Origin of the sequence: Enterococcus sp. ZJ1622, from assembly GCF_011038845.1 — a bacterium.
Lineage (GTDB): Bacteria > Bacillota > Bacilli > Lactobacillales > Enterococcaceae > Enterococcus_B.
Genome location: NZ_JAAKDW010000002.1, coordinates 100,336 through 124,696, shown reverse-complemented (window position 1 = coordinate 124,696; position 24,361 = coordinate 100,336). Strand labels below are relative to the sequence as shown.

The following is a 24,361-nucleotide window of genomic DNA, read 5'->3' as shown; positions in this document are numbered from 1 at the left end:
ACGATTTTAGTTAATTTTGCTCATTAGTGCAAACATTTCTTGCATTTTTCGCAAATTTTCACCAATTATTTTACAGCGTCTAACAATGACAAGAAAGAATCAGCTTGTAAGCTTGCGCCGCCGACTAATGCGCCGTCAACGTTTTCTTTTGCCATGTATTCAGCGATGTTTTCTGGTTTTACAGAACCGCCGTATTGGATACGAACTGCTTCTGATACTTCTTTACCGTATAATTTTTCAACAGTTTGACGTACAACGCCGCAGATTTCGTCAGCGATTTGAGCGTCAGCTGATTTACCAGTACCGATTGCCCAGATTGGTTCATAAGCAATGACCATGTTTGACACTTGTTCAGCTGAAAGATCAGCTAATCCAGCAGTGATTTGTCCTTCGATCCATTCAGCAGTTTTTCCTGCTTCATATGTTTCTAAAGATTCACCACAGCAAAGGATTGGTGTCATGCCGTTTGCGAAGATCGCTTTTGCTTTTTTGTTGATATCTTCGTCTGTTTCGTGGAAGTATTCACGGCGTTCTGAGTGTCCGATGATGACATAGTGGACACCTAGGTCAGCTAAAGCTGCTGGTGAAGTTTCACCAGTGAAAGCACCTGAATTTTCCCAGTAGCAGTTTTGTGCTGAGATTTTTAGTTCTGTACCTTCAGCTGATGCCATTAATTCTTGTAAAAACAAGGCTGGTGATCCGATGACTGAATCAACTTTGTCGTTTGAAGGGATATTGTTTTTTACTGCTTCAGCAAATTCTTTTGCTTCTGCTGCAGTTTTGTTCATTTTCCAGTTACCTGCGATAATAGGTTTACGCATTGATGAACACACTCCTTTGTTTAATAAAGAATGGCTCAGGGAGCAAATCGAGCTCCCTTTGCCTTTTGATCGTTCTGTTTTTTACGGATTTGCCGCGATTACTTGCTGCTCAATGATTTATTTATCGTTGATTGCTGCTAGTCCAGGTAATTCTTTTCCTTCTAGCAATTCCAAGCTTGCGCCGCCACCTGTTGAGATGTGTGTGAATTTGTCAGCAAAGCCTAGTTGTTCTGCTGCTGCAGCTGAGTCTCCGCCGCCGATGATCGTTGTTGCACCTTCAAGGTTAGCGATTGCTTCACAAACGCCGATTGTTCCTTTAGCGAAGTTGCTCATTTCGAATACACCCATAGGTCCGTTCCATACGACAGTTTTTGCACCTTGTAATGTATCAGCGAACAATTTAACTGATGCAGGGCCGATGTCTAGAGCCATCAAGCCTTCAGGGATATCTCCTTCGATGACTTGTGTTTCAACATCGTTAGAAAATTCTGGTGCACATACGTTGTCGATTGGCAATACTAGTTTGTCGCCAGCTTTTTCGATCAATTCTTTTGCTAATGCTACTTTATCAGCTTCAACTAAAGAATTACCAATCTTGATTCCTTTTGCTTCGTAGAATGTATAAGTCATTCCGCCGCCGATCAAGATTTTGTCTGCTTTAGGGATCAAGTTTTCGATTACGCCGATTTTATCAGAAACTTTTGCGCCACCAAGGATCGCGATCATTGGGCGTTTTGGTTCTTCGACTGCTTCACCGATGAATTTGATTTCTTTTTCCATCAAGAAGCCTGCAACTGTTGGGATACCTGTTGAAGCAATACCAACGTTAGAAGCATGCGCACGGTGAGCTGTACCGAAAGCGTCGTTCACGAATACATCACCTAATGAAGCCCAGTATTTACCTAGATCTGCATCATTTTTGCTTTCTTTTTTGCCGTCAACATCTTCAAAACGAGTGTTTTCAAATACGACAACATCGCCGTCTTTCATGCTGCTGATAGCTGCTTCTAGTTTTTCGCCGCGAGTTTCAGGAACGAAAGTAACTTCTTTTCCTAATAATTCGCCTAAACGTTTTGCCACAGGAGCTAAAGATTTTCCTTCTTTATCTTCTTCTGTTTTTACACGTCCAAGGTGAGAGAAAAGGATTGCTTTTCCGCCTTGTTCCAACACGTAGTTGATTGTTGGCAATGCTGCTTTGATACGTGTGTCATCAGTAATCACACCGTCTTTCAAAGGCACGTTGAAGTCGACGCGGACAAGAACTTTTTTGTCTTTCAAATCGATATCTTTCACTGTTTTCTTAGCCATTTTATTTCCTCCTGAATAAACGTATTATCAAAAAAAAGCGGAAGAAGCGCGATTGCTTCCCCGCTTTTAAGTGTACATGTCTATAGTTTACACTTGTACGTTTGTCTATCTTATAAGTTAGCGAAGTATTCTAAAGTACGTACTAATTGTGCAGTGTATGACATTTCGTTGTCGTACCAAGCAACAGTTTTAACTAATTGTTTGTCGCCAACTGTCATTACTTTTGTTTGAGTAGCATCAAACAATGAACCGTAAGTCATACCAACGATATCTGAAGAAACGATTTCGTCTGTGTTGTATCCGTAAGATTCGTTTGAAGCTTCTTTCATTGCTGCGTTGATTTCGTCAACAGTTACTTCTTTGTTAAGAACTGTTACTAATTCTGTTAATGAACCTGTTGCTACAGGAACACGTTGAGCAGCTCCGTCTAATTTACCGTTCAATTCAGGGATTACCAAGCCGATAGCTTTAGCAGCACCTGTTGAGTTAGGAACGATGTTTACAGCAGCAGCGCGTGCACGGCGGAAGTCACCTTTAGGATGAGGTCCGTCTAGAGTCATTTGGTCACCTGTGTAAGCGTGGATAGTTGTCATTAATCCTTCAACAACACCAAATTTGTCGTTCAATGTTTTAGCCATAGGAGCTAAACAGTTAGTAGTACATGAAGCACCTGAGATAACTGTTTCTTTACCAGTTAATGTTTCGTGGTTTGTGTTGTAAACGATTGTTGGAACGTCATTTCCACCAGGAGCTGAGATAACAACACGTTTAGCACCAGCTGTTAAATGTTTTTCAGCTGCTGATTTTGAAGTGAAGAATCCAGTACATTCTAGAACGATGTCTACGCCTAGTTCGCCCCATGGTAATTCTTCTGGGTTGCGGTTAGCTAGAACTTTAACTTCTTTTCCGTTTACGTTGAATGAACCTTCATGAACTTCAACTGTTCCGTTGAAACGTCCTTGAGTTGTGTCATATTTTAACAAGTGTGCCAACATTTTAGCATCTGTTAAGTCGTTGATTGCTACTACTTCGATTCCATCTACATCTTGGATACGACGGAATGCTAGACGTCCAATACGTCCAAAACCATTAATACCTACTTTAACTGTCATTTAAGATTTCCTCCTTATGAAAATCAAAAAAATATTTATTTTAAAGGGATACCCCTTTTAAAATCGCATTTGCAGCAGCTTCATCTGTGATGAGCCACGTTTGTTTTGGTGCATTTTTCATATAAGCGCGAATTGCTTTGGCCTTTGACTTTCCTCCTGCAACAGCAAGGATGATCGGTACTTTTGCCAAATCTTTCAATTCAATGCCGATTCTCGGAACCGTATAAACGACTTCGCCTTTTTCATCGAAGAAATAGCCGAATGATTCCGCTACAGCGTTCGCTTGTTTCAGCATGATCAATTCTTTTTCAGTCATCTTTCGTCGCGCTGCCATGTGCAACGCACGTCCAATACTATGAATAACACAATTCGCCTCACTAATCAAGTTTAAGACTTCTTGGATCGAAGGCTCGTTGAGTAAAGAATTATATGTTGCTAAACTTAATTGCTCTGGTACATACAATGCCCGGTGGTCTCCGTTTGCTTTTGCAGCCATTCGCGCACTCACGGAATTCGCCTGTACAGTGACTGCTTCTCCGATACCACCTCGAGCTGGAACAAACAGATTATGCCGTTCTTTGGTCTCCAGATTCGCAAGTTGTTCTGCAACCACAGCCATCGTTGTGCCTCCCATAACGGCGATAATATTATCCCCTTCTGGAAGTAAAAGGTCCAACGCTTCGTTCACCGCTTCTCCAAAGGCATCTGCTACTTTAGATTGCTCTTCGCTATTGCCAGAAACAACGATGCAACGCTGATTCCCGAAATACTCAGACAATTTCTGTTCAATCTGATGCATCCCCAATAGCTGATCCATGAATTTTTCAAGGCTTTGGTACACTTCTTCACCTTTAGCTGTGAGCGTCATGCCACTTTTTGAGGCGTCAATCAAATTGAGATGTTTCAATAGATCCGTTTCTGTTCGTAAAACTCGCTCTGTTATCCCCATACTCTCCGATAAACTTCGACGTCCGATCGGCTGCATCCAATAGATATTTCGTAAAATTTTATAGCGTTCTTGTAGAACTTCGATAATATCCGGTGCTACCGTTTCAATCATTTTTAATTCATCCAGCATAGCGATCTCCTTAGTTGGACGATTTCCGTCCAATGTAGACTCAAAACGACCCATGTACGATAAAAAAAGAAAATTGGCTTTTCCATTTCTAACATCTTCAAAAGGAAAATCTCAACCTCACGTACGTAAGTCTAACAGTTTTACTTCGTTTTTTCAACCAAAAAAGACTAGAAAAAGCAAAATACTTTCTCTAATCTTTCCAGTCATTCCTTATCATAACGTTTTCTTTTCGATGAACTCGGGATTCCCAAAAGGTCACGATATTTTGCGACAGTTCTTCTTGATATCGTGATTTCTTCTTTTTTTAGCAATTCGACTAGTTTTTGATCCGAAAGCGGTTTGGCTTTGTTTTCCTGATCTACTAATTCCTGCAGTTTTTTCTTGGCAGTATCTGCTGATAGGTCTTCTGTGCTATCTGGCTGTGCTGTCAGTCTCGTTGTGAAGAATTTCTTCAGCTCAAACACCCCGAAGTCCGTCTCCAAATACTTCCCGTTGACAGCTCGGCTTACTGTAGATTCGTGCATCTCGATCTCTTTTGATACTTCTTTCAGCGTCAGAGGCTTGATTGGCCGTTGTGTATCCGTGAAGAATTCCTTTTGATGAGAAACGATGACTTGAGCTACCCGCAAAATGGTATCTCCGCGTTGAAGGATCGTTTTTTTCAGCCATTCAAATTCCTGCTTGCGTTCCTTTAAGTAATCTTCCGTTTCTTTATCGGCTTTTTGCGACATCTGTTCGAAGTAAGCTTCTTGGAAACGCACACTTGGCTGATGCGAACGATTCGAAAGGACATGGACTTCCTGATTCTGATCGACTAAGACGCGCACGTCAGGAATGATGTATAATTCGCTGCTGCGGTCAAAGATTCTCCCAGGACTAGGACTTAATGTCTGGATATAATCAAAGATCTGCTGTACCTCACTTAGTTCAATGGAAAAAGCTTGAGCGATTTCTTTCCATTTTCGTTCCACCAGCTGGTCAAAGCATTCCTCTAGAACGATGTATGCCAAATCTGGGGCAAAATCATCGCGTTCTGTTTGCAGCATCAGACACTCCTGCAGATTCCGCGCACCAACACCTGCTGGCTCCAGCTGTTGGATCAGCGTAAGTGCATCGAGCATTTGGATGGGGGTGGCGCCAATCTCTTTTCCGGCTTCTTCCATGTCAACAGTCAAAAAACCGTTCTGATCGATATACTCGATCAGATAAAGGATCACTTTTCGTAAAAAAGTATCGCGATAATTCAAATGGACTTGATCGATCAGAGATTCGAACAGCGACCCTTTCGTATCCGGGATCTGATTCAAGTAATTCGTTTCTTCTCCCTCATAGCGGTTCGAACTTGACCTTATGTAATCAGGCTGAAAATCGGGTTCTACTACTTCTACTAAGGGATTTTCCAATGCTTGGTTTTCAACGAAAGCCAATAATTCTTCACTATTGTATTGTAAGACCTGGATGGACTGCTGCAATTGCTGTGTCATGGCTAATTTCTGTGTTTGCTGTTGTTTTTGCGAAAAATTTTGCTGAAATTTCATTTTTTTGTCCAATCCCCTTGTAATTTTTTTTCTATTTGGTTACAATTATCCCAGTGCTTGCGTCCTTAGTGTAGTGGATATCACGTAAGATTCCGGTTCTTGAGACGGGGGTTCGATTCCCTCAGGACGCGTTATATTGCTATTTTAGCATATTTTGCAAGTGTTTGCTTCCTTAATTTTTAAAGAGAAAAAAGCTGATCTTCGCGAGAAAGCGAAGGTCAGCTTTTTTCTTTCGATCTATACTAAGTCATTTCATACCAAAAGACACAAAAGCATAAAACATTTGCCCGCTCTTTTGGCTAAGCTGGGCGGTGATCATTCCGCCCGTAATAGTTTTCTGCAGCAGTTGGGTGATCTAGCAGTTCTCCAACTGTCAACAGCTGGTATCCTTGTGAATGAAGGTAATCAATGATTTGCGGAATCGCTGCGACCGTCTCTTCATAGATATCATGGAACAAAATGATGGCCCCGTCATAAACCGTTTCTTGGACTTGCCGCACGATCAGTTCAGGATTTCTTGTCTTCCAATCTTGTGAATCGACTGACCATTCAATGATTGGGCGATTGATGATTCTTGCCCCTTCACTTGTTATTGAGCCATAAGGTGGTCGGACGTACGCTGGCCTTTCTCCTATGGATTTTCTGATCTCCTCATCTGCTTTGGTTATTTCTGCTGTGATCTCAGCAACAGATAATTTAGACAGATCTTGATGATCGAAGGTATGGCTCCCTATCTCATTTCCATTTTCTATGGCTTTTTTGGTTATGTCAGGATGTTTTTCAATTTTATCACCTAACACGAAGAAACTTGCATGAACCTTTTTTTCTTTTAAGATCTGCAGCAGTTGTGGTGTGGTAGCTGCATTGGGACCGTCATCAAAGGTGATTGCTACGCTTTTGGTGTATGCTGGTTTCATCGTTTCTTGTGCAGGTTCATCCTTTTTCGCTGTTGTGCTTTTGGCTTGATTGGCCTTTACGCTACTTTCGGCAGACATAGAGTTTTCTTTTGCTTTCCCTTTCTTTTTCTTATTGTACTGGGACCTCTCAATAGACTGAGGCGTTCCAGTTTGTTGAGAGGTCTTAAGAAAAGCAACCGTAGTGACTTCTAGAAATAAAAGGAGCAAAAGCATCATACTTCCCAATAATAAAAACGTTCTTTTCGACATGCATCCTCTTCCTTTAAATGTTTATTAGTCAGGATTCACGAATAAAAGTTTCAATGATCTAGATAATCCGGTGAAACTAAAAGAGGTCTCGTTACCGACTTAGGAATAACAAATTCAGGATTCCCCATATATCCTGGAGCGATTTCATAGGGTGAAAACACCAAGACCAACTGATGTTCTTTGTTCAGATAAAAGTCTCGTTTTGGTGTGACTAACGCTGGTTTTTCGATCGTTCCTTCATCAAAATCCTGCTGCGTCCAATAATATTTCGAAGGATCTTGTCTGACTTGTTCAGCCATTTGTTTTTCTACTTCTTTTGTCAAAGCCGAAATATACGTATCATCTTTGAATAAGAGTGGCAAAGATAACTGGACACCATTTTTCTTGTCGATTGTGTCGTACTTTTTTTCTGTATGGCTATCCGCTGCTGTCTGAGTGAGATCTCGTTCGATGACTAAAAAACGCTCATCATCTAACACTTTCTGATAATCACCTTTCACTTGGAAATGCTCCGCTTGGACATCCCCATATTCTTTTTTCGCCTGTTCGTAATCTGCTTTTGCTTCTTGAAAATATTTTTGATTCAACCCGCTGATCATTGGATCTTCTTTGCTTCCTTGTGTGATAGCAGGTACTCGAATATCGATTTTCTGGTTTTTATCTGTGAACTGTCTACCTAAGACCAATTCGATCACTGAACCGATCAGTGGTAAATCCTCAGCGAAACTGCGTGCTTGGTCGCTGAAAAAAATACTGCTTAATGCCATCATGGCAATCACGAAAGAAAGAACTACTCCATGCAATTGCTTCTTTTTTCGGAGCGCTCGTTTCAGCGATTGTTCTTCGATCGAATATCTTTGAAGGATCTCTTCTCTAGCCCCTTTCGGTAGTTCTTGTTGTTTGTACGCTTGTTTGAGTATTTTTAAGTTTTCTTTGGAAGAATACATCGCATCAGTCTCTCCTTTATTCTAAAATTTTCCTCAAGATATTTAATGAACGATACATTTTTGTTTTGACTGTGTTTTCATTCAACTCTAGAATTTCTGCAATCTCTTTTAATCGGAAGCCTTCAAAAAAGTAGAGGATCAATATTTCTTTTTCAGGACTATCGATTTTTTCCAGGATCATCTGCAATTCTACTGAAGAGATCTTAGATGGACGTATTGGTGTCGGCATGTGGTCTTCTAATGCCTCAAAGGGATGGCGTTTGTTCTTTCGCCAACTGTCAACAGCAGTACGAACCAATATCCGGTAAAACCAAGCAGTAAAATGATCGATTTCCTTTTCTTTTTCAAAATATCTCAATGCCTTGTGAAAGCTGTCTTGCATCACGTCTAGCGCTTCTTCTTTGTTATGCACATAATTCATCGTGATCCGAAACATTTTGTCCCACTCGTTTTCGATGAGTTCTTGAAGCAATTGTTTATATTTTTCGATCCGTCTTTTTTTCTTGTATCCTGTAAAAATAACTCTCCTCTCCTTTCTGCCTCACTTATTATGACGTACCACCTACGTAAAAAGTTTCAGATTTTTTATTTTTATGTATCTCGCCAGTAAAATCACGTACTTGCCGCAGTTTTTATGCATAAAAAAACTGCAACACCTACCGGATCACCGGCTGGTTGTTGCAGTCAAAAAAAATAGACAGTCTATTCTTTTTCAGAATCAGAAAATTCTTCATCATCATAATCTTCGTCATCGTCATCATCTTCAATGATACTTAGATCTTCTTCGATATTTCCTGGCAATTCTTCTTCGTCATCACTTGTATCGTCTGCACCGATTTCTTGTAAATCAGAATTATAAGCGGCGATTTCTTCGTCGTCATCATCGTCATCATCAAACAGATCGTCATCATCTTCTTCTGACAAATCAGTATCTTCTGGATCATCATCGTTATAATCGATTGCATCTTCATCATCATTGATAAATGCGTTGACTTTTTTGCGTTTGCGTCGACGAGGTGTATCTTCATCTTCTTCGTCTATTCCATGATTTACTTCTTCATCGATTGAGTCGATGGCATACCATGAACGCAAGCCCCAACGATTGTCGCCTAATGAAATAAAGCTACCGTCAATATTCAAGTCAGTATAAAATTGTGCGAGTGAATCACGAATTTCACTGTCTGATTTTTCAAGATATGTTTGGATCTCATTCGCTAAATCAGAAAAATCCATCACATCGCCACGTTGTTCCAAGATCGCATGTGCGACTTCAATCATTGATAATTCGCTTTTGTTTGCACCTTCAAATACACTAATTTCCAATCAGGACACGTCCTTTCACAGTCTATCCCTTATCATACAAAATCCGACACAAAAAATCAAACTTTTCTTTTGTTTTAAGCGGTAAAATCTAAGGTCAGATAATATTCGCCCAATTTTTCCGGACCCATGAATAGATCGTAATCGATTCGTACTTTTCCAGCAGTTGGCCGATCCTTCAAACTGACATGCAGCTCTTTTGTGAATGTTTGGATTTGGATCATTCCATAAGGTGTACGATACGTTGTCTCCAAGCGTTCTTTATAGCCGAACTTCAGGCGCATACGCATTTCGCCTGCGCGGATCAGCTGGACATGCCCATCTGGAATCAATTTGATCGTCACTGGGATCTCCTGCCCGGATTCTTCCTGGATCTCTTTATAACGTATGTATAGCGTGTCACCTATTTTGACCATCTGTCCTTTCAAATCAAAATAAAAATCTTGTATTTCGCCTTGCTGTTTCACTTTTGTGCGTAATTGGATAGAGATCGGTGTTCCTTGAGATAATTCCATTATACATTCTCCTTTACTACTCATAGCTACATTGTTCCTAGTTTCTCCTGTTTTGTCAACCAACTTGTACGATTGTGCTTTGTGTTTTTGGCAAAACATCTTTTTTGATTTTAGAGTATAATACGAACTGGAGCAAGGAATTTATACAAAGGAGCTGGTGAAATGAAGCCTGCTATCCGATTAGATCAGGATGTCTATCATAAAAACGATTTTTCTCCCTTTGCGTTGACTGATCTCTTAACGGAATATTCGAAACAACAGGAACAGGTTTTCCTGCATTTCTGGCAGTATGACCAGACCATCATTTTAGGTATGAAAGATACGCGAACGCCTTATTTAAATGATGGGATAAAATTGATCGAAACTCTTGGCTATACGCCTGTCGTCCGAAACTCTGGTGGTCTTGGGATCGTCTCAGATGAAGGGGTACTGAATATCTCCCTGATTTTTCCTCAAAGTGATCAGAACAAGATTTCCATTGATGATGCTTATGAACGAATGCTTTTTCTGACCCGCGAAGCCTTCCCTGAAGCAAAAATCCGGGCTTTCGAGATTCCAAATTCTTATTGCCCCGGTACTTACGATTTAAGTATCGATGGAAAAAAATTTGCTGGGATCGCCCAGCGACGCATAAAAAATGGCATATCTGTTATGATGTACTTAAGTGTGAACGGCGATCAGGCTTCAAGAGGCAAAGCAATGCAGCAGTTTTATCAGAGTGCCTTAAAAGAGAGATTCGGGACGGATGGCTATCCCGCGGTCGATCCGCAGACGATGGCTACTTTAGAGGAATTGCTGGATCGTCCCTTTACGATCGATGAAGTCAAGGAAAAATTCATCGCAGCCTTCGATCGACTCTATACACCTAGCACTTCGATCGATTCGTCCATATGGCTGGAAAAAGAAATCCTTCCTGAACAATGGGACAAACAGATCGAACGAATGAACCAGCGAAACATACTAAAGGAGTGATAAGATGACTACCCCTTATAAATATCAAATGCTGCCGATGGAAAAAGTATTCCGAGACCCAGTGCACAACTATATCCATGTTCAGCATCAAGTAATCTTAGATCTAATCAATTCAAAAGAAGTCCAGCGCTTGCGCAGAATCAAGCAGCTAGGAACAGCTTCCTTTACCTTCCATGGGGCAGAGCATAGCCGATTCACCCACTCGTTAGGCGTTTATGAGATCTCTAGACGCATTTGCGATATTTTTTCCCGCAATTTTTCTCAGGAAAAAATCGGAGCAGACGGATGGGACGATCAGGAACGGCTAGTCACTTTGTGTGCTGCTTTGCTCCATGATGTCGGACATGGTCCTTATTCTCACACTTTCGAGCATATCTTTCATACGAACCATGAAGCGATCACGGTCGAGATCATTACTTCCCCAGAAACAGAAGTCTATCAGATCTTGAATCGTGTGGAAGAAGGATTTCCCGAAAAAGTGGCAAGCGTCATTCAAAAGACGTATCCGAACCCGCAAGTCGTCCAGATGATCTCTAGTCAGATCGATGCAGATAGGATGGACTATCTGCTGCGTGATGCCTATTTCACTGGTACAGAATACGGTACTTTCGATCTCACACGTATCTTACGCGTGATTCGTCCTTATGAAGGCGGGATCGCCTTTTCGATGAACGGCATGCATGCAGTGGAGGATTATATCGTCAGCCGCTATCAAATGTATGTCCAAGTCTATTTCCATCCTGTCTCTCGCGGAATGGAAGTCATCCTGGAACATTTGCTCCACCGCGCGCATGAGCTCTACCGGGAAGATTCCAGCAGTTTCGAGTTGCATTCTCAGCTTCTGCTGCCATTCCTTGATGAAAAATTTACATTAGAAGAATACTTGAAGCTGGATGATGGTGTACTTGGCACCTATTTCACGCAATGGACAGAATCACCAGATCCGATTTTGAGCGATCTGGCAAAACGTTTCTTAAATCGCAAGCCATTGAAATCGGCTGCTTTTTCAGGAGACCGAGAATCGGTGCTACTCAAAGAACTGACCACATTAGTCGAAAAAGTTGGTTACAATCCGATCTATTATACTGCGGTCAATTCCAGCTATGACCTCCCTTACGATTTTTACCGCCCAGAAGAAGGCAGACACCGTACCCAGATCGAGATTTTGAGAAATGACGGAACTTTGGTAGAATTGTCACAGGTCAGTCAGCTTGTCGCAGCGTTGGCAGGACAGGAACAAGGAGATGAACGGTTCTTTTTCCCGAAAGAAATGGTAGACCCTGCGTTGCGGAACCATTATGATCTCTTCGAGGAAACCTATCGTGAATTTGCCAGTCATATACGCAACGGCGCACTGATTGAGAGTGAAGCAAAATAAATCTCACCAACTGAAAAAAGACAATTATTGGAGGAAATTATGTCAATCAAACTAGTCGCTATCGATATCGATGGCACCTTACTAAACGATAAAAGAGAAGTCACACAAGAAGTAAAAGAAGCAATCGCTGCGGCAGTAGCCAAAGGAGTTTCGATCGTTCTATGTACAGGACGTCCGCTTCCTGGCGTCCAAGAACAGCTGAATGAGTTGAATCTATTCCAAGACAACGATTACGTCATCACTTACAATGGCGCACTTGTCCAACAAACAAAATCCGGAAAAATCATTGCACGCCACGGATTGACCCATGAAGACTTTTTAGAGATCGAAGTGATGGCACGTCGCGTAGGAAGCCACCTGCACTCGATCGATGACAAGGCTATCTATACACCTAATCGGGACATCAGTGCCTATACGATCCATGAAGCAAGCTTAGTCAAAATGCCTTTGAAGTACCGTACACCTGAAGAAATGACACCAGATATGAACATCGTAAAAATGATGATGATCGATGAACCAGCGATCTTAGATGCGGCGATCGCTCGTTTACCACAAACATTCCGTGAAAAATATACAACAGTAAAAAGTGCTCCCTACTACTTTGAAGTGTTGAATAAAGAAGCAAGCAAAGGAGCAGCAGTAGCCAATCTAGCACAGCACCTAGGAATCGACCAAGATGAGATCATGGCGATCGGTGACAATGAGAACGACTTGTCTATGATCGAGTATGCTGGTCTAGGCGTAGCGATGGGCAATGCAGTACCGCTTGTCAAAGAAGCAGCGAACGTAACGACTACCTCGAATGAAGAGCACGGTGTGGCAGAAGCAATCAAAAAATACGTCTTGTGATCTATAAGACGAAAAAACTGCAAGAAAGCATCTGCTGGATGGTGGAGGTTGTGTCAAAAGCCTTTTCACAACCTCCGCGGTCCAGCAGATTCGCTCTATTGCAGTTTATTTTTTTCTCTCAGCCATTTCTCGACAGCCCAACGGTGACTTCCACGTTTTAATTTTTGGATGGCCTCTTCAGGTGTCACCCACCATTCTTTGTTTGTTTTTTCAGTTGGTTCTCCTATTTTTTCCCATTTTACAGCGGCAAAAAAATAGCCTGGATTATAATAATAAGTCGCTCGATAATTCGAATAGAAATATTCATCTGCTTCTCCCAGATAAGTGCCGATCGTAGCAGCAATGCCCATTTCTTCCATCAGTTCACGCTCTACAGCTTCTTCTTTCGTCTCATTTCCTTCGATCTCTCCGCCCGGCAGAAAAAAGGCCCCATTCGGCGCTTCAATGACTGCGATTTCATTTTTCCTTTCTATAACGATATATGCCGCGTAACGCGCTTGATAGTCGGCTGTTCGTTCTTTTTCGCCAAATACGGGTTTATCCATGAGTTGTTTTCCACCTTATCTCTTTTTCTTTCATTCTACATAAGAATTTTCTCATAAACAAGCACGAATCCGTTATTTCATCACTTATTTTTGTTATGATAATTAAAAAGAAAAGGAGAGATTTTGTATGAAAATGGCTCATACTTGTGTACGAGTAAAGGATCTTGAAGCATCTATCGCATTCTATCAACAAGCATTCGGTTTTGAAGAAAGCCGTCGACGTGATTTTCCGGAAAACAAATTCACGCTCGTCTATCTGACCCTTCCTGGTGATGATTACGAACTAGAACTTACTTTCAATTATGATCATGAAGCTTATGACTTAGGAAACGGCTATGGTCACATCGCGATTGCTGCGGACAATCTAGAAGAATTGCACGAACAGCATAAAGCTGCTGGCTTAAATGTGACGGATCTGAAAGGATTACCGGGAACTGCTCCTTCTTATTATTTCGTCGTCGATCCAGATGGCTACAAGATCGAAGTTATCCGCGGATAACAAAAAAGGTGGACTTCCGCTTATGCATAAGCGAAAGTTCCACCTTTTTTCGTGTGCCAAAATCCTGCTTTACAAAACCTATGCTAGCCGATCATCACACTTTCCTCTGGGTATTTATACTTCGATTGTGTTTTATGTGCCTTTGTCAATAGTGAAAAGACTACCGTCAGCACACCGACACGTCCGATATACATTATTGCAATAATCAGAAGTTTCCCGATATCTGTTAAATCTGGGGTCAGTCCCATCGTCAACCCCACTGTGCCGAAAGCCGAAAATACTTCAAATGCGATATACTCGATCCCTGATGTTTTAGGTATCGTTTCGGTCACTGACAAAATCATGATTGCCACGACACAAAGCGTCAATGTAAGAAAGAACAGTGTCAATGCGCGTAGCACTGCCCCTTGACGGATCGTACGTCCAAAGGCTTCTGCTCTCGTCCTTCCTTTTAGCATCGAACGCATCTGGATCAGCAATACGCCTAATGTGGTCGTCTTCAGTCCGCCAGCAGTCGATCCGGAAGTCCCTCCGATATACATCAAAAACATCGTCATGATCAAACCTGCATGACTCATCTGCAGATAATCCACAGAATAATATCCGGCTGTCCGAGGCGTCACACTCATGAAAAAGGTATTCGCCAATCGATCAACAAAGTTCCCATTCACTAATGAAGCCCCGTTTTTTTCCGTGAGAAAGAAAACAAGGAAGCCGCCAAACAAAAGGATACCCGTAACCGATAAGGCGATCTTGGAATGGATCGTCATCATTTTTTTCTTATGATAGTTCAATAGATCCCGCCAAACGATGAATCCTAGTCCACCTGAGATGATCAATGCTGAAACGACCATGATCAAATACACATTGTGCTGATGATTCGCTAGGCTGTCGCCCAGTAGATCAAAGCCCGCATTACAAAAACTGGACACCGCATGGAATATCCCATACCAGATTCCTTTCGCCCATCCGAATTCAGGTACAAAAACGACGGACAATGCGATCGCTCCAATAAGTTGGATCACGAACGCAAGCTTGAGAATGTAAAGCATCAGGTTCATTACCCCTGACACCTGTTCCAGATTCAATGCTTCTTTCAATACGATCCGTGTACTGAGACTGACTTTTTTCTTTGCCACTGCAAAAAAGAGGATCGGTACGATCATAAAGCCTAGTCCGCCCATTTCGATCAGCAGCATGATCAAAAACTGCCCCGCCCCGTTCCAATGTTCCACTGTGTTCAATGTCGTAAGTCCCGTCACGCACACAGCAGAAGTCGCAGTGAACAACGCGTCAATAAAATTCGTCGCTTCGCCACTGTTGCTGAAATACGGCAACGTGAGCAGACTGCCACCAAATAAAATCAGCAGGAAAAAACCTAAAGCTAATAACTGGACCGCTGGCAAATGTTTATTTATCATTCTTCGTTTTCTCATCATTTTCCTCTTCTAAAAAAGGATACCGCTTATTCAGCGGTACCCATGTTCTTCACTTTAATCAAGCGTGTGACTTCTGCGCGCTCATTTTCCTCAAGTTTCATTTTGATATAATAGATCGTTTCTTCCAATTGAGGGATCGTCATATATTCCAATGCGTTGACTCGTCGGCGTGTTTTTTCGATCTCGCTAGCCATCAGCTGACAGGTTTTCTCGATCTCCGTCAATTCCAAAAGTTTCGGAAGTAGCGTCGTAAAGCGGTCAATCGACCGGTCTAGTTCTGCATTGGAATTAAGATAACCATACTCTAATGGCGCTTCATTCAACGCTTCGTCGTATTGAAAATTCATCACAGGCACTTTCACACTCATGATGTTTTTGTCAACGATCGACAAGTCCACATTCTCAGCCGGTAAAACGAACAGCTCTTCAATGAATGATTCATTGATCGAAGCATTTGCTAAGACAAAATCAGACATGGCTTCTTGCATCAGAGTCTCCATCTCCTGACGCAGCTGATTGTTTTTCCGGATCAGTAATATAAACTGACGCATCAATTCATCTTGCTTGTCTTTTAATAATTTATGCCCTCTTGTCGCTGTTGTCAACTGTTTTTTCAAACGAGTCAGTTCCATTCGAGTAGGATTGACATTTAATCTTGCCATCAGAACCTCACTTCCCTTCTGGCAGATACTTATCAAGCAGATCATCTTTGATCCGTTTCAGCTCAGTTCTTGGCAGCATGGACAATAGCTCCCAGCCAAGATCCAGTGTCTCTGTGATCGTTCGGTTGGTATAAAATCCTTGGTTCACATATTCTTTCTCGAAACGCTCTGCGAATTTCGCATAGATCTTATCGACATCAGAAAGTGCAGATTCTCCTAGGACGACAGCCAGTTCTTTTGCTTGTTTCCCCTGAGCATAAGCTGCGAAAAGCTGGTTCATCGTCGCAGCATGATCTTCGCGGGTCTTTCCAGGACCAGTTCCTTTATCCTTCAATCGAGAAAGCGAAGGTAGCACATCGATGGGTGGCTGGATACCGCTCTTATAAAGCTCACGTGTCAAGATGATCTGTCCTTCTGTAATATAACCAGTCAAGTCAGGGATTGGATGTGTTTTATCATCTTCTGGCATGGTCAAGATTGGGATCTGGGTCACTGATCCCTTCAGTCCGCGGATTCTTCCTGCACGTTCGAACAAAGTGGCAAGGTTCGTGTACAAATATCCTGGATAACCTCGACGTCCCGGTACTTCACGACGTGCAGCGGAGATTTCACGCAATGCTTCCGCGTAATTCGTCATATCTGTCATGATCACCAATACATGCATCCCTTTTTCGTACGCAAGATATTCCGCAGCAGTCAATGCCATGCGTGGTGTTGCGATCCGCTCGATTGCAGGATCATTCGCCAGATTCATGAACATCACGGAGCGGTCGATCGCGCCGGTTTGTCGAAAATCTTCCATGAAGAATTCCGCTTCTTCAAAGGTGATCCCGATAGCTGCGAAAACCACGGCAAAATCATCTGATGAATCCAACACAGTCGCTTGACGAGCAATCTGAGCGGCTAATTCTTTATGTGGCAGACCAGAACCGGAGAACACTGGCAGTTTTTGTCCACGGACCAGCGTATTCAGATGGTCGATCGCAGAAATCCCTGTTTGGATGAATTCATCTGGATAATCTCGAGCAACCGGATTGATCACTTCACCGTTGATATCCAGATATTTTTCTGGTAAGATTTCCGGTCCGTTATCTTTTGGTCTTCCCAGGCCATCAAATACTCGGCCGATCATGTCTTCAGATACGCCAAGCTCCAGTGGATGCCCTAAAAACCGGACGGAGGAATCGCGCAGATTTATCCCGCTTGTTCCTTCAAAAATCTGGACCATCGCCTTGTCTTCTTGTACTTCTAAAACTTGTCCGCGGCGGATCTCTCCATTTTGCATGCGAACTTCGATCAATTCTTCATATTTGACACCAGCAACTTTTTCTACCGCCATCAAGGGACCGACGACTTCGCCGATCGTACGATATTCTTTAATCATTGCTCATGCCTCCTTCTGAAACGATTTCTTGCATCGTCTGTTTGATTTCTATCATGATATCATCTATTTTGTCTAATTCAGTTTCTGGAATATATTTGCTTCGTCCGATGCGCTCTCTCAAATTAACTGTTCCGTCTATGATCTCATTCAAGTATGAACCTAGAGATAAGGCACGTCGCGCTTCTTCCCCAAAGGTCAAAATCATTTTCAGCATCTTGAACTGCTTCTCTCTAGAAGTAAACGTATCGACATCATCAAAAGCATTTTGCTGCAGATAATCTTCGCGGATCGATTTTGCGACTTCCAGTGTCAATCGGTCATTATCCGAAAGCGAGTCGATCCCCACTAGACGAACGATCTCATTCAGCTGTTCTTCTTCCTGCAAGATACGCATGCCTTCTGCTACCATAGAAGACCAGTCAGCCTGAAGGATCTGATCCATGTATTTCCCTACCTCTGTAGAGTATAAAGAATAGCTTTGGATCCAGTTGATGGAAGGGAAATGACGTCTTTGTGCCAAACTCGAATCGAGCCCCCAGAAGACTTTCACTACACGCAACGTGTTTTGAGTGACTGGTTCAGAAATATCCCCACCAGAAGGCGAAACCGCGCTGATTGCTGTGATGCTTCCTTCACGATTTTCTGACCCCAACGCAATGACACGCCCTGAACGTTCATAATACTCTGCTAATCGAGAGCCAAGATATGCGGGATAACCTTCATCTCCTGGCATTTCTTCTAGGCGTCCGCTCATCTCACGTAGCGCTTCTGCCCAACGAGAAGTAGAATCAGCCATGATTGCTACATCATAGCCCATGTCACGGAAATATTCTGCAATCGTGATTCCCGTATAGATGGATGCTTCACGAGCAGCCACTGGCATATTCGATGTATTCGCGATCAGAACAGTACGTTCCATCAAAGATTCCCCTGTATTCGGGTCAATCAGTTCCGGAAATTCGTTCAGTACATCCGTCATTTCATTTCCACGTTCGCCGCAGCCTACGTAAACAACCATGTCCACATCAGCCCATTTGGCGATCTGGTGCTGTACGACTGTCTTTCCTGCCCCAAATGGCCCAGGGACTGCAGCTGCTCCTCCTTTTGTCACAGGGAAGAACGTATCGATCACACGCTGTCCAGTGATCATTGGTGCGTCGGGATTCAGTTTTTCTTTGATTGGGCGTCCTCGGCGCACTGGCCATTTCTGCAGCATCGTCAATTCTTTTGGACCTTGCTCTGTTTCGATGACACAAACTGTTTCATCGATCGTAAATGAGCCTTTTTCGATTTTTTTGATCGTTCCTTTGACGCCATTTGGCACCATGATCTTATGCTTGATCACTTTCGTTTCTTCTACGATCCCCAGAACATCTCCGGTACTTACCATGTCTCCTGCCTCAGCAGTTGGTTCGAACCACCATTTCTTTTCGTGATCAAGGGCTAGTAATTGGATACCGCGTCCTAAAAAGTTGCTTTGTGTGATTTCCATAAAGGTATCTAGCGGACGTTGGATGCCGTCGAACATCTGTGAGATGATCCCTGGTCCTAATTCAACGGACAAAGCTTCTCCTGTCGAACGGACAGGTTCTCCTGGTCCGATACCTGATGTTTCTTCGTATACTTGGATAGATGCGACGTCTCCGCGCATTTCGATGATTTCTCCGATAACTCCCAACTCTCCGACCAGGCACATGTCTTGGATACTGGCATCTGACATGTTTTCAGCCATTACAAGAGGTCCGGAGACTTTTATGATTTTTCCAATTTGCAAAATACTATCTCCTTTACATACTATAAGATATTTTGACCGACTGCTTTTTCCACATTGTTTTGAATCTCCTGAAGTCCGATACCCAATGTTCCCTGATGGTTAGGGATCAATACGATCGCAGGTGTCATCTGTTCCTTATAGCGTTCGATCGTCTCCGGGCTTAATGCTGCACATTGCTCCGTGACATAGATCACACCATACTCATTTTTTGCCATATCTTCGATCGCTTGGCGTACGTTTTGCTTTGTCGTGCCATAACGAACATCAAATCCGAATAATTTAAACGGCAAAACAGAATCTTTGTCGCCGACGACTCCGATTTTATGCGTCATAGACTTGTCTCACCCTTTCTCTGATTGCCTCTGGCTGAAACTGGCTTCTCTTTCCGATGATCAATAAACGCAGATTCTTGCTCTCGATCTCTTTTGCATTCAGGAAAGCCAATAGAGGCAGTGGTCCGAATGCTTGTGTTTGTGCTGCTTGGTACTGGGCACTCAAATAATCATCTTTCATTTGTTCTAACCGTACTAGATCCAGTGCGCCGTCGTGGATGACTGGCTTCAAAAAGTCTGCATACGCCGTTGTTTCCAAAAAGGAGGTATACGAAGCCATGTCTTTTTCTGCAAATTTCAGGTACTCAGACTTTTCGATACTTCCGGAGCTTGAAAGAACTGCTGTCATGAAGCCGTACGTTCTTTTTTGTAAGATCCCTCGTGCCATCGTTGTGATATTCGTCAAGTCGATGAATGTGATTATCTCATCAAGAAGCTCCTGATACCCTAATTGTTCTCCTAAACGCCGCTGCTCAGTCAAGAAATGGCGATCATAAATCACATCGATTCCCTGAAGGATCGAGGATTCTTCACAATAGTCATGGACTTCATGGATGCTGTCCATCACACGTTCAGGCAATTCAGCAGATGTCTGTGTGTGGATCGCATCTTTGATCGTTTCCAGCGAGTAAAAACCGTCATCGATATAGAGATGATCCAAGTTCTGACCTGTCATTTCTGCTTTTGTCAAAACCTTCAAATTATGGAACGTATAACGCATCGTGTAGATCCAAACGATTTCCGGTTCAGGTGCAGCTTCTCTCAGCCACTTGAAGACGCTGCTTTGTTCCTTCAAGAGATTTTGTTCAAAGTCGTTTTCAAATCCTTCATGAATATAAGGCTGATAAACAGTATTCTTCAGTATCTCACCGACTGCTTCGACAGAATCCGCTTGAATCATCCGCTCAAATGTTTCATTGGTCAAAAGTTCAAGTTCTCTTCCGCGAATCAAGGGATTAAGTTCATGATATTCCATCTGCTGATCCCTCCTTATTCAAATAATCGATTCGCAATTTCAAAGCTCATTGTTCCCTGGATATCTTGTACAAGGTTGCTGAAAATGAAATTGTATTGCACTCCTTCATCATCTAACAAAAAACCGGCTTGCTTAGGGACGTTCTCTTCACTCAAAGTCATATGAAATGGAAGCTCATGATTCCATTCATCCAGTAGATCCTGAGATAAATAGCTGGCAGATTTCTCGCCGGCGATCAGTTGCACATTGCCGGTCAACGACAGGCTGTTCAATGAATTTCTGATAAAATGAAGTTGTGTCTGCTCGTCCCAGTCCTCCATTTCAGCTACTGCATCTGCGAAGAGACGGCGCAAGAATTCCTGCTTTTCGATCAGCGTTTCTTGGCGTACTTCTACTTGCTGACGATTTCTGAGCTGACGGTATTTTTTTTCTAGCTGTTCGAGTTGTTTGGCCTGCTGCTTTTGATGTTCTGTCTCTATCTGCGTGCGTTTTGCTTCGAAGTCTCGGTCGATTTTTTCTCGTTCCTCTTTTTCAAACGCCGCTCTTTCCTGCTGTGCTGCTTCATTCATCTGAGAGATGATTTTGTCAATGGCGTTCATTTCTTTTCCTCCTCTTTAAGCTTAGGCATTCAAAACTAATAGGAAGGAAATAACGAATCCTAAGATAGCATATGTTTCTACCATGGCAGCAAAAATGATCCCTTTCGTCGCATGTTCCGGTTTTTTTGCTAGGATCTGGATACCTGCAGCTGCTACTTTTCCTTGGGCGATCCCTGAAAACAAGCCTGTGAAAGCAATCGGTAAAGATGCACCTAAAAAGTTCAGTCCTTGTACTACAGACATGTCACTGCCTAAATTGATGAAGATCAAAAAGGCGATAACGAAACCGTACAGACCTTGAGTCCCTGGAAGCAATTGAAGAATCAGCGCCTGTCCGAATTTTTCGGGTTGGCTAGTCGTCAATGCCGCTGCTGCTTCCCCTGTCATCCCTACGCCTTTTGCTGAGCCGATACCAGAAAAAATCGTTGCTGTTGCCATTGCTAATACCGCAAATACCATTCCACCATTTTGGTTAATCAAGTAATCCATCATTGTCTAAAAATCCTCCAGTTGTTTATTTATTATTTATTATTTTTCTTGTGATTGATGTTGACGTATTTTTCCGCTGTTTTCAACGGATTGAAGGCCCGTCCGCCTCCTGTATAGAATTTCCCGAAAAATTCGACATACTGCAGACGCGCACCATGAACATAGGCGCTCAGCAGAGTCAGGAACATATTCAATGCGTGAAGTGCGATGATCAAAAGAATCCCTACACTGAAACGTGCTGCAGGAGGCATGAATGCGACAAGCATATTGAAAGCCGCACCGATACTCCCCCCTGAGATCCCTAGTGCCATCAAACGCGTGTAACTGACCAGATCTCCGATATAACCAGTCAGCCCGTATAAGTTGTACGCACCTTTTGCTGCTCCTTTGACCTTCGAAGGCGACTGGATGATCGGCACAGCTATGATACAAATCGCTGCAATGATAGCTAAACCAGCGCCGATATACACGAAGGCTGTATTTTTCAGCAGCATGGCTCCGATCAAGGCGATCACGATTCCGATCAGGATCCCTTGCCACGCAAAGCCTTCACTTACCGCATTCAAATATTCTTTGTGCTTGAGATGTTCTTTTGCTGAGACAAACAACCCAACTAAGATTTGGATCAGTCCGAACACCACAGAAAGGATCAAAATCGTATTCACATCATCTGTCGTGGACAAGATCGGAAATGGCAAGTTGATACCGAAAATTTCTTTTGGCAATGCCTGTCCAAAAAATGAGCTGTAGATCAGTCCCCAAATCATCGATGGAACCGATAAGATCTCAAAGAACTGAACGAAGCGTTTCATACCTCTTGGCAGAACGAACAGCTTCTGAGCAAGGATTGTCCCGATGAGCATCAGCAATCCGTAACCTACATCTGCCACCATCATGCCGAAAAACACTAAGTAAAAAGGTGTCATCCACGGTGTCGGATCGACCTCTTCATATTTAGGGAGGCTATACATTTCTGTCAGTAGTTCGAAAGGCGCGACGATCGGATGGTTTTTCAGTTTTGTGGGAACTTCCTGTTGGATTTCGTCGGTTGTCGGTGCTTCAAAGCTTAGATAAACTTCCTCTTCTGACAAGGATTCTTGAAGAACTTTTGTCAGTTCTGCTTTTTCTTCTGTATCTACCCAGCCTTGCAGGACGATCAAGTAATCAGCATGTACAAAACGTTCCTTTATCTTTTCACGTTCTGCTACAGCCAGTGTGACTTCTTCGACCCATTCGAATTCTTGGATATAACCGCTGCACTGGCCGACTGCCGAAGACAATTTCTTTTGCTGTGCTGAAATAGTATCCAGTTTCTCTTTGACCTCTCGCAACACTTCTTTCGGTGCTTTTTCATACGGATACTTCTCTTTGGCAAATCCGTAACGGCTCGCTAATTCATCGACTTGCGGTGCAGTTGTCCCTAATGTGACATACGCAAGATAAACAGCTTTTGGCGTATAATTGATTTCTTCCATGTAGACATCGTCGATCTGTTGCAATTCCTCTTTGAAGCCTTCGAAATTCGTCGTCCCGATCGTTCCCATGGAAAAAGCAGTCTTCTTACTGGAAAAGTTTCGCGGTACGGCATCAAGATTCTGCCAGTTCGTCAGCCACTCTTCTTCTTCCTCCAGCCGTTCTCTTTTCACGGAAAGATCTTCCCATTGTTTTTTCAAATCTAAGGTTTCCTGGATTTTTCGAGAGAAGCCTTCTTCTGAAAAATTTTCTTCTAATTCCTTTAAAGATACTTCTTTACGCTTCAAATGCAGCTTTTTTTGCTGATGTTCCCCATGATGCTCGATAAACTGGATCGCATCTCGAATCTTCAGCAGTCTGTTCTCTAAAGCGCTTAATTTTACTTCTTTATCAAATGTAGCCGCATCGGGAAAATAGGTTTCTACCCATTGATTATTCACTGTTTCTTGGAATAGATCCCGTATCTCGACATTTTGGATACCTTGGACAGCTTGTAAAATCGTCTCCTGATTTCTTTTATCTGAAATGAGGGTCACTTTTTCCATCTTAGTGACGGCCATAAGTTTCTTTCACCCTTTCAATGATCGCATCGATTGCTTGGGACTGATGCTTTTTGTATTGTTCTTTCAATGTCTCACGCACTTTTTTTGCCTCAGCTTCCAGCGATTCTTTCTCCGCGTTCAATTCCTGAAGCTCAAACTGATCTTTTTCTTCAATCATCCGTGCAAGCTGCTGCCGATTATCAGATTGGATTTTTTCTAACTCGTGCGTTTTTTGCTCTGCATATCTTTTCATCTCCTGCTGCAGCTTCTGATATGCTTCTTTGTTTGCTTCTTCTGCTGCCCGGATTTGCTCCAATGCTTCCAGCACTCTACTCACATCCTTTCGATTTAAAAAAGAGGTACATGCTTTCTTTTTTCATTGAAAGTATGTACCTCTAATAGATAACTTAGTATAGGTAGGCACCCTCAATAAAATGTCCTTCTCACCCCTTGAAGAACTAGATCCTTGAAGCTTACGCCCAACCTTTTTATTTCTGCTTACTTTATATTATAACAAAGTATTGCGGATTTTCAACTCTAATTATTTTTTTTGATTTAGAATTGTCTTTTCAGATAGTAACACAACAAGAATAGATAAGTATAGGCAGATGATCTAAAATAGTTTAAATTTTTTCTAATGCTT

General features: G+C 42.5%; 25 protein-coding genes, 1 tRNA gene and 1 other annotated feature. Of the genes, 5 read left to right on the top strand and 21 right to left on the bottom strand.

What is annotated here, in order from left to right; genetic code table 11:
• Window positions 1-65: 65 nt before the first annotated feature.
• From tpiA to rpoN, 5 genes are all read right to left on the bottom strand, one after another.
• Window positions 66-821 (bottom strand): triose-phosphate isomerase, encoded by a 756-nt coding sequence (tpiA, locus tag G7Y42_RS02370; RefSeq protein ID WP_165003673.1) that lies wholly within the window; start codon window positions 819-821, stop codon window positions 66-68.
• Window positions 822-938: 117 nt separating this feature from the next.
• Entirely contained in the window at window positions 939-2,129 is a 1,191-nt protein-coding gene (locus tag G7Y42_RS02365; RefSeq protein WP_165003675.1) for a phosphoglycerate kinase, read from the bottom strand.
• A 110-nt stretch (window positions 2,130-2,239) separates the two neighbouring features.
• Window positions 2,240-3,241 carry a type I glyceraldehyde-3-phosphate dehydrogenase gene (gene gap, locus G7Y42_RS02360; RefSeq protein WP_165003677.1) on the bottom strand — a complete coding sequence of 334 codons (1,002 nt, stop codon included), beginning with the start codon at window positions 3,239-3,241 and terminating at the stop codon, window positions 2,240-2,242.
• Window positions 3,242-3,281: 40 nt separating this feature from the next.
• Window positions 3,282-4,373: a sugar-binding domain-containing protein gene (locus tag G7Y42_RS02355; protein WP_206215430.1), complete on the bottom strand. Its 1,092-nt coding sequence runs from the start codon at window positions 4,371-4,373 to the stop codon at window positions 3,282-3,284.
• 149 nt (window positions 4,374-4,522) lie between these two features.
• Entirely contained in the window at window positions 4,523-5,857 is a 1,335-nt protein-coding gene (rpoN, locus tag G7Y42_RS02350) for an RNA polymerase factor sigma-54 (protein ID WP_165003681.1), read from the bottom strand.
• 59 nt (window positions 5,858-5,916) lie between these two features.
• Between rpoN and G7Y42_RS02345 the strand changes: the two genes are divergently transcribed.
• A tRNA-Arg gene (locus G7Y42_RS02345) sits at window positions 5,917-5,988 on the top strand.
• Between the two features lie 168 nt (window positions 5,989-6,156).
• On the opposite strand, the gene G7Y42_RS02340 is transcribed toward G7Y42_RS02345, so the two are convergent.
• The 5 genes from G7Y42_RS02340 to G7Y42_RS02320 form a co-directional block, all read right to left on the bottom strand.
• The gene (locus G7Y42_RS02340; protein WP_165003683.1) at window positions 6,157-7,023 is read right to left on the bottom strand and encodes a polysaccharide deacetylase family protein; all 867 of its coding nucleotides are present in this window, start codon (window positions 7,021-7,023) and stop codon (window positions 6,157-6,159) included.
• A gap of 50 nt (window positions 7,024-7,073) precedes the next feature.
• Window positions 7,074-7,970: an RsiV family protein gene (locus G7Y42_RS02335; RefSeq protein WP_165003685.1), complete on the bottom strand. Its 897-nt coding sequence runs from the start codon at window positions 7,968-7,970 to the stop codon at window positions 7,074-7,076.
• A 16-nt stretch (window positions 7,971-7,986) separates the two neighbouring features.
• Window positions 7,987-8,460, bottom strand: coding sequence for an RNA polymerase sigma factor (locus tag G7Y42_RS02330; RefSeq protein ID WP_277424416.1), 474 nt, complete (start codon window positions 8,458-8,460; stop codon window positions 7,987-7,989).
• 212 nt (window positions 8,461-8,672) lie between these two features.
• The gene (gene rpoE / locus G7Y42_RS02325) at window positions 8,673-9,293 is read right to left on the bottom strand and encodes a DNA-directed RNA polymerase subunit delta (RefSeq protein ID WP_165003689.1); all 621 of its coding nucleotides are present in this window, start codon (window positions 9,291-9,293) and stop codon (window positions 8,673-8,675) included.
• A 74-nt stretch (window positions 9,294-9,367) separates the two neighbouring features.
• Window positions 9,368-9,805, bottom strand: coding sequence for a DUF1934 domain-containing protein (locus tag G7Y42_RS02320; protein WP_165003691.1), 438 nt, complete (start codon window positions 9,803-9,805; stop codon window positions 9,368-9,370).
• A gap of 162 nt (window positions 9,806-9,967) precedes the next feature.
• Between G7Y42_RS02320 and G7Y42_RS02315 the strand changes: the two genes are divergently transcribed.
• The 3 genes from G7Y42_RS02315 to yidA are packed head-to-tail and all read left to right on the top strand — an operon-like array spanning window position 9,968 to window position 13,004.
• On the top strand, window positions 9,968-10,777 hold the full coding sequence (locus tag G7Y42_RS02315; protein WP_165003693.1) for a lipoate--protein ligase family protein: 810 nt from the start codon (window positions 9,968-9,970) through the stop codon (window positions 10,775-10,777).
• 4 nt (window positions 10,778-10,781) lie between these two features.
• Complete coding sequence (locus tag G7Y42_RS02310; RefSeq protein WP_165003695.1) at window positions 10,782-12,155, top strand: HD domain-containing protein; 1,374 nt, start codon at window positions 10,782-10,784, stop codon at window positions 12,153-12,155.
• Window positions 12,156-12,194: 39 nt separating this feature from the next.
• Window positions 12,195-13,004, top strand: coding sequence for a sugar-phosphatase (gene yidA / locus G7Y42_RS02305; RefSeq protein WP_165003697.1), 810 nt, complete (start codon window positions 12,195-12,197; stop codon window positions 13,002-13,004).
• 95 nt (window positions 13,005-13,099) lie between these two features.
• On the opposite strand, the gene G7Y42_RS02300 is transcribed toward yidA, so the two are convergent.
• Window positions 13,100-13,549, bottom strand: coding sequence for an NUDIX hydrolase (locus G7Y42_RS02300; RefSeq protein WP_165003699.1), 450 nt, complete (start codon window positions 13,547-13,549; stop codon window positions 13,100-13,102).
• 127 nt (window positions 13,550-13,676) lie between these two features.
• On the opposite strand from G7Y42_RS02300, the gene G7Y42_RS02295 reads away from it, so the two are divergent.
• A complete protein-coding gene (locus tag G7Y42_RS02295) occupies window positions 13,677-14,048 on the top strand; it encodes a VOC family protein (RefSeq protein WP_165003701.1) in 372 nt (123 codons plus the stop codon).
• 83 nt (window positions 14,049-14,131) lie between these two features.
• Here G7Y42_RS02295 and G7Y42_RS02290 read toward each other — a convergent pair whose 3' ends face one another.
• Genes G7Y42_RS02290 through G7Y42_RS02245 form a run of 10 tightly spaced genes read right to left on the bottom strand, consistent with a single transcriptional unit; the run spans window position 14,132 to window position 24,055 of the window.
• Window positions 14,132-15,487 carry a TrkH family potassium uptake protein gene (locus tag G7Y42_RS02290; protein WP_165003703.1) on the bottom strand — a complete coding sequence of 452 codons (1,356 nt, stop codon included), beginning with the start codon at window positions 15,485-15,487 and terminating at the stop codon, window positions 14,132-14,134.
• A gap of 26 nt (window positions 15,488-15,513) precedes the next feature.
• On the bottom strand, window positions 15,514-16,149 hold the full coding sequence (locus G7Y42_RS02285; protein WP_165003705.1) for a V-type ATP synthase subunit D: 636 nt from the start codon (window positions 16,147-16,149) through the stop codon (window positions 15,514-15,516).
• A gap of 7 nt (window positions 16,150-16,156) precedes the next feature.
• Window positions 16,157-17,533, bottom strand: coding sequence for a V-type ATP synthase subunit B (locus G7Y42_RS02280; RefSeq protein ID WP_165003707.1), 1,377 nt, complete (start codon window positions 17,531-17,533; stop codon window positions 16,157-16,159).
• Window positions 17,526-19,307 (bottom strand): V-type ATP synthase subunit A, encoded by a 1,782-nt coding sequence (locus G7Y42_RS02275; RefSeq protein WP_165003709.1) that lies wholly within the window; start codon window positions 19,305-19,307, stop codon window positions 17,526-17,528. Before G7Y42_RS02275 ends, G7Y42_RS02280 begins: the two co-directional genes overlap by 8 nt.
• A gap of 20 nt (window positions 19,308-19,327) precedes the next feature.
• A complete protein-coding gene (locus tag G7Y42_RS02270; protein WP_165003711.1) occupies window positions 19,328-19,639 on the bottom strand; it encodes a V-type ATP synthase subunit F in 312 nt (103 codons plus the stop codon).
• Window positions 19,629-20,615, bottom strand: a complete 987-nt coding sequence (locus G7Y42_RS02265) for a V-type ATPase subunit (protein WP_165003713.1) — start codon at window positions 20,613-20,615, stop codon at window positions 19,629-19,631. Before G7Y42_RS02265 ends, G7Y42_RS02270 begins: the two co-directional genes overlap by 11 nt.
• Window positions 20,616-20,629: 14 nt before the next feature.
• Window positions 20,630-21,214 (bottom strand): ATPase V, encoded by a 585-nt coding sequence (locus G7Y42_RS02260; RefSeq protein ID WP_165003715.1) that lies wholly within the window; start codon window positions 21,212-21,214, stop codon window positions 20,630-20,632.
• Window positions 21,215-21,235: 21 nt separating this feature from the next.
• Window positions 21,236-21,706: a V-type ATP synthase subunit K gene (locus G7Y42_RS02255; RefSeq protein WP_165003717.1), complete on the bottom strand. Its 471-nt coding sequence runs from the start codon at window positions 21,704-21,706 to the stop codon at window positions 21,236-21,238.
• 29 nt (window positions 21,707-21,735) lie between these two features.
• Window positions 21,736-23,736, bottom strand: coding sequence for a V-type ATP synthase subunit I (locus G7Y42_RS02250; protein ID WP_165003719.1), 2,001 nt, complete (start codon window positions 23,734-23,736; stop codon window positions 21,736-21,738).
• A complete protein-coding gene (locus G7Y42_RS02245; protein WP_165003720.1) occupies window positions 23,723-24,055 on the bottom strand; it encodes a hypothetical protein in 333 nt (110 codons plus the stop codon). The genes G7Y42_RS02250 and G7Y42_RS02245 overlap by 14 nt, the downstream gene beginning before the upstream one ends.
• A gap of 100 nt (window positions 24,056-24,155) precedes the next feature.
• Window positions 24,156-24,203: a sequence feature (sodium ion sensor (DUF1646 type); this cis-regulatory element may regulate processes involved in with the transportation of sodium ions), on the bottom strand.
• Between the last annotated feature and the right edge of the window lie 158 nt (window positions 24,204-24,361).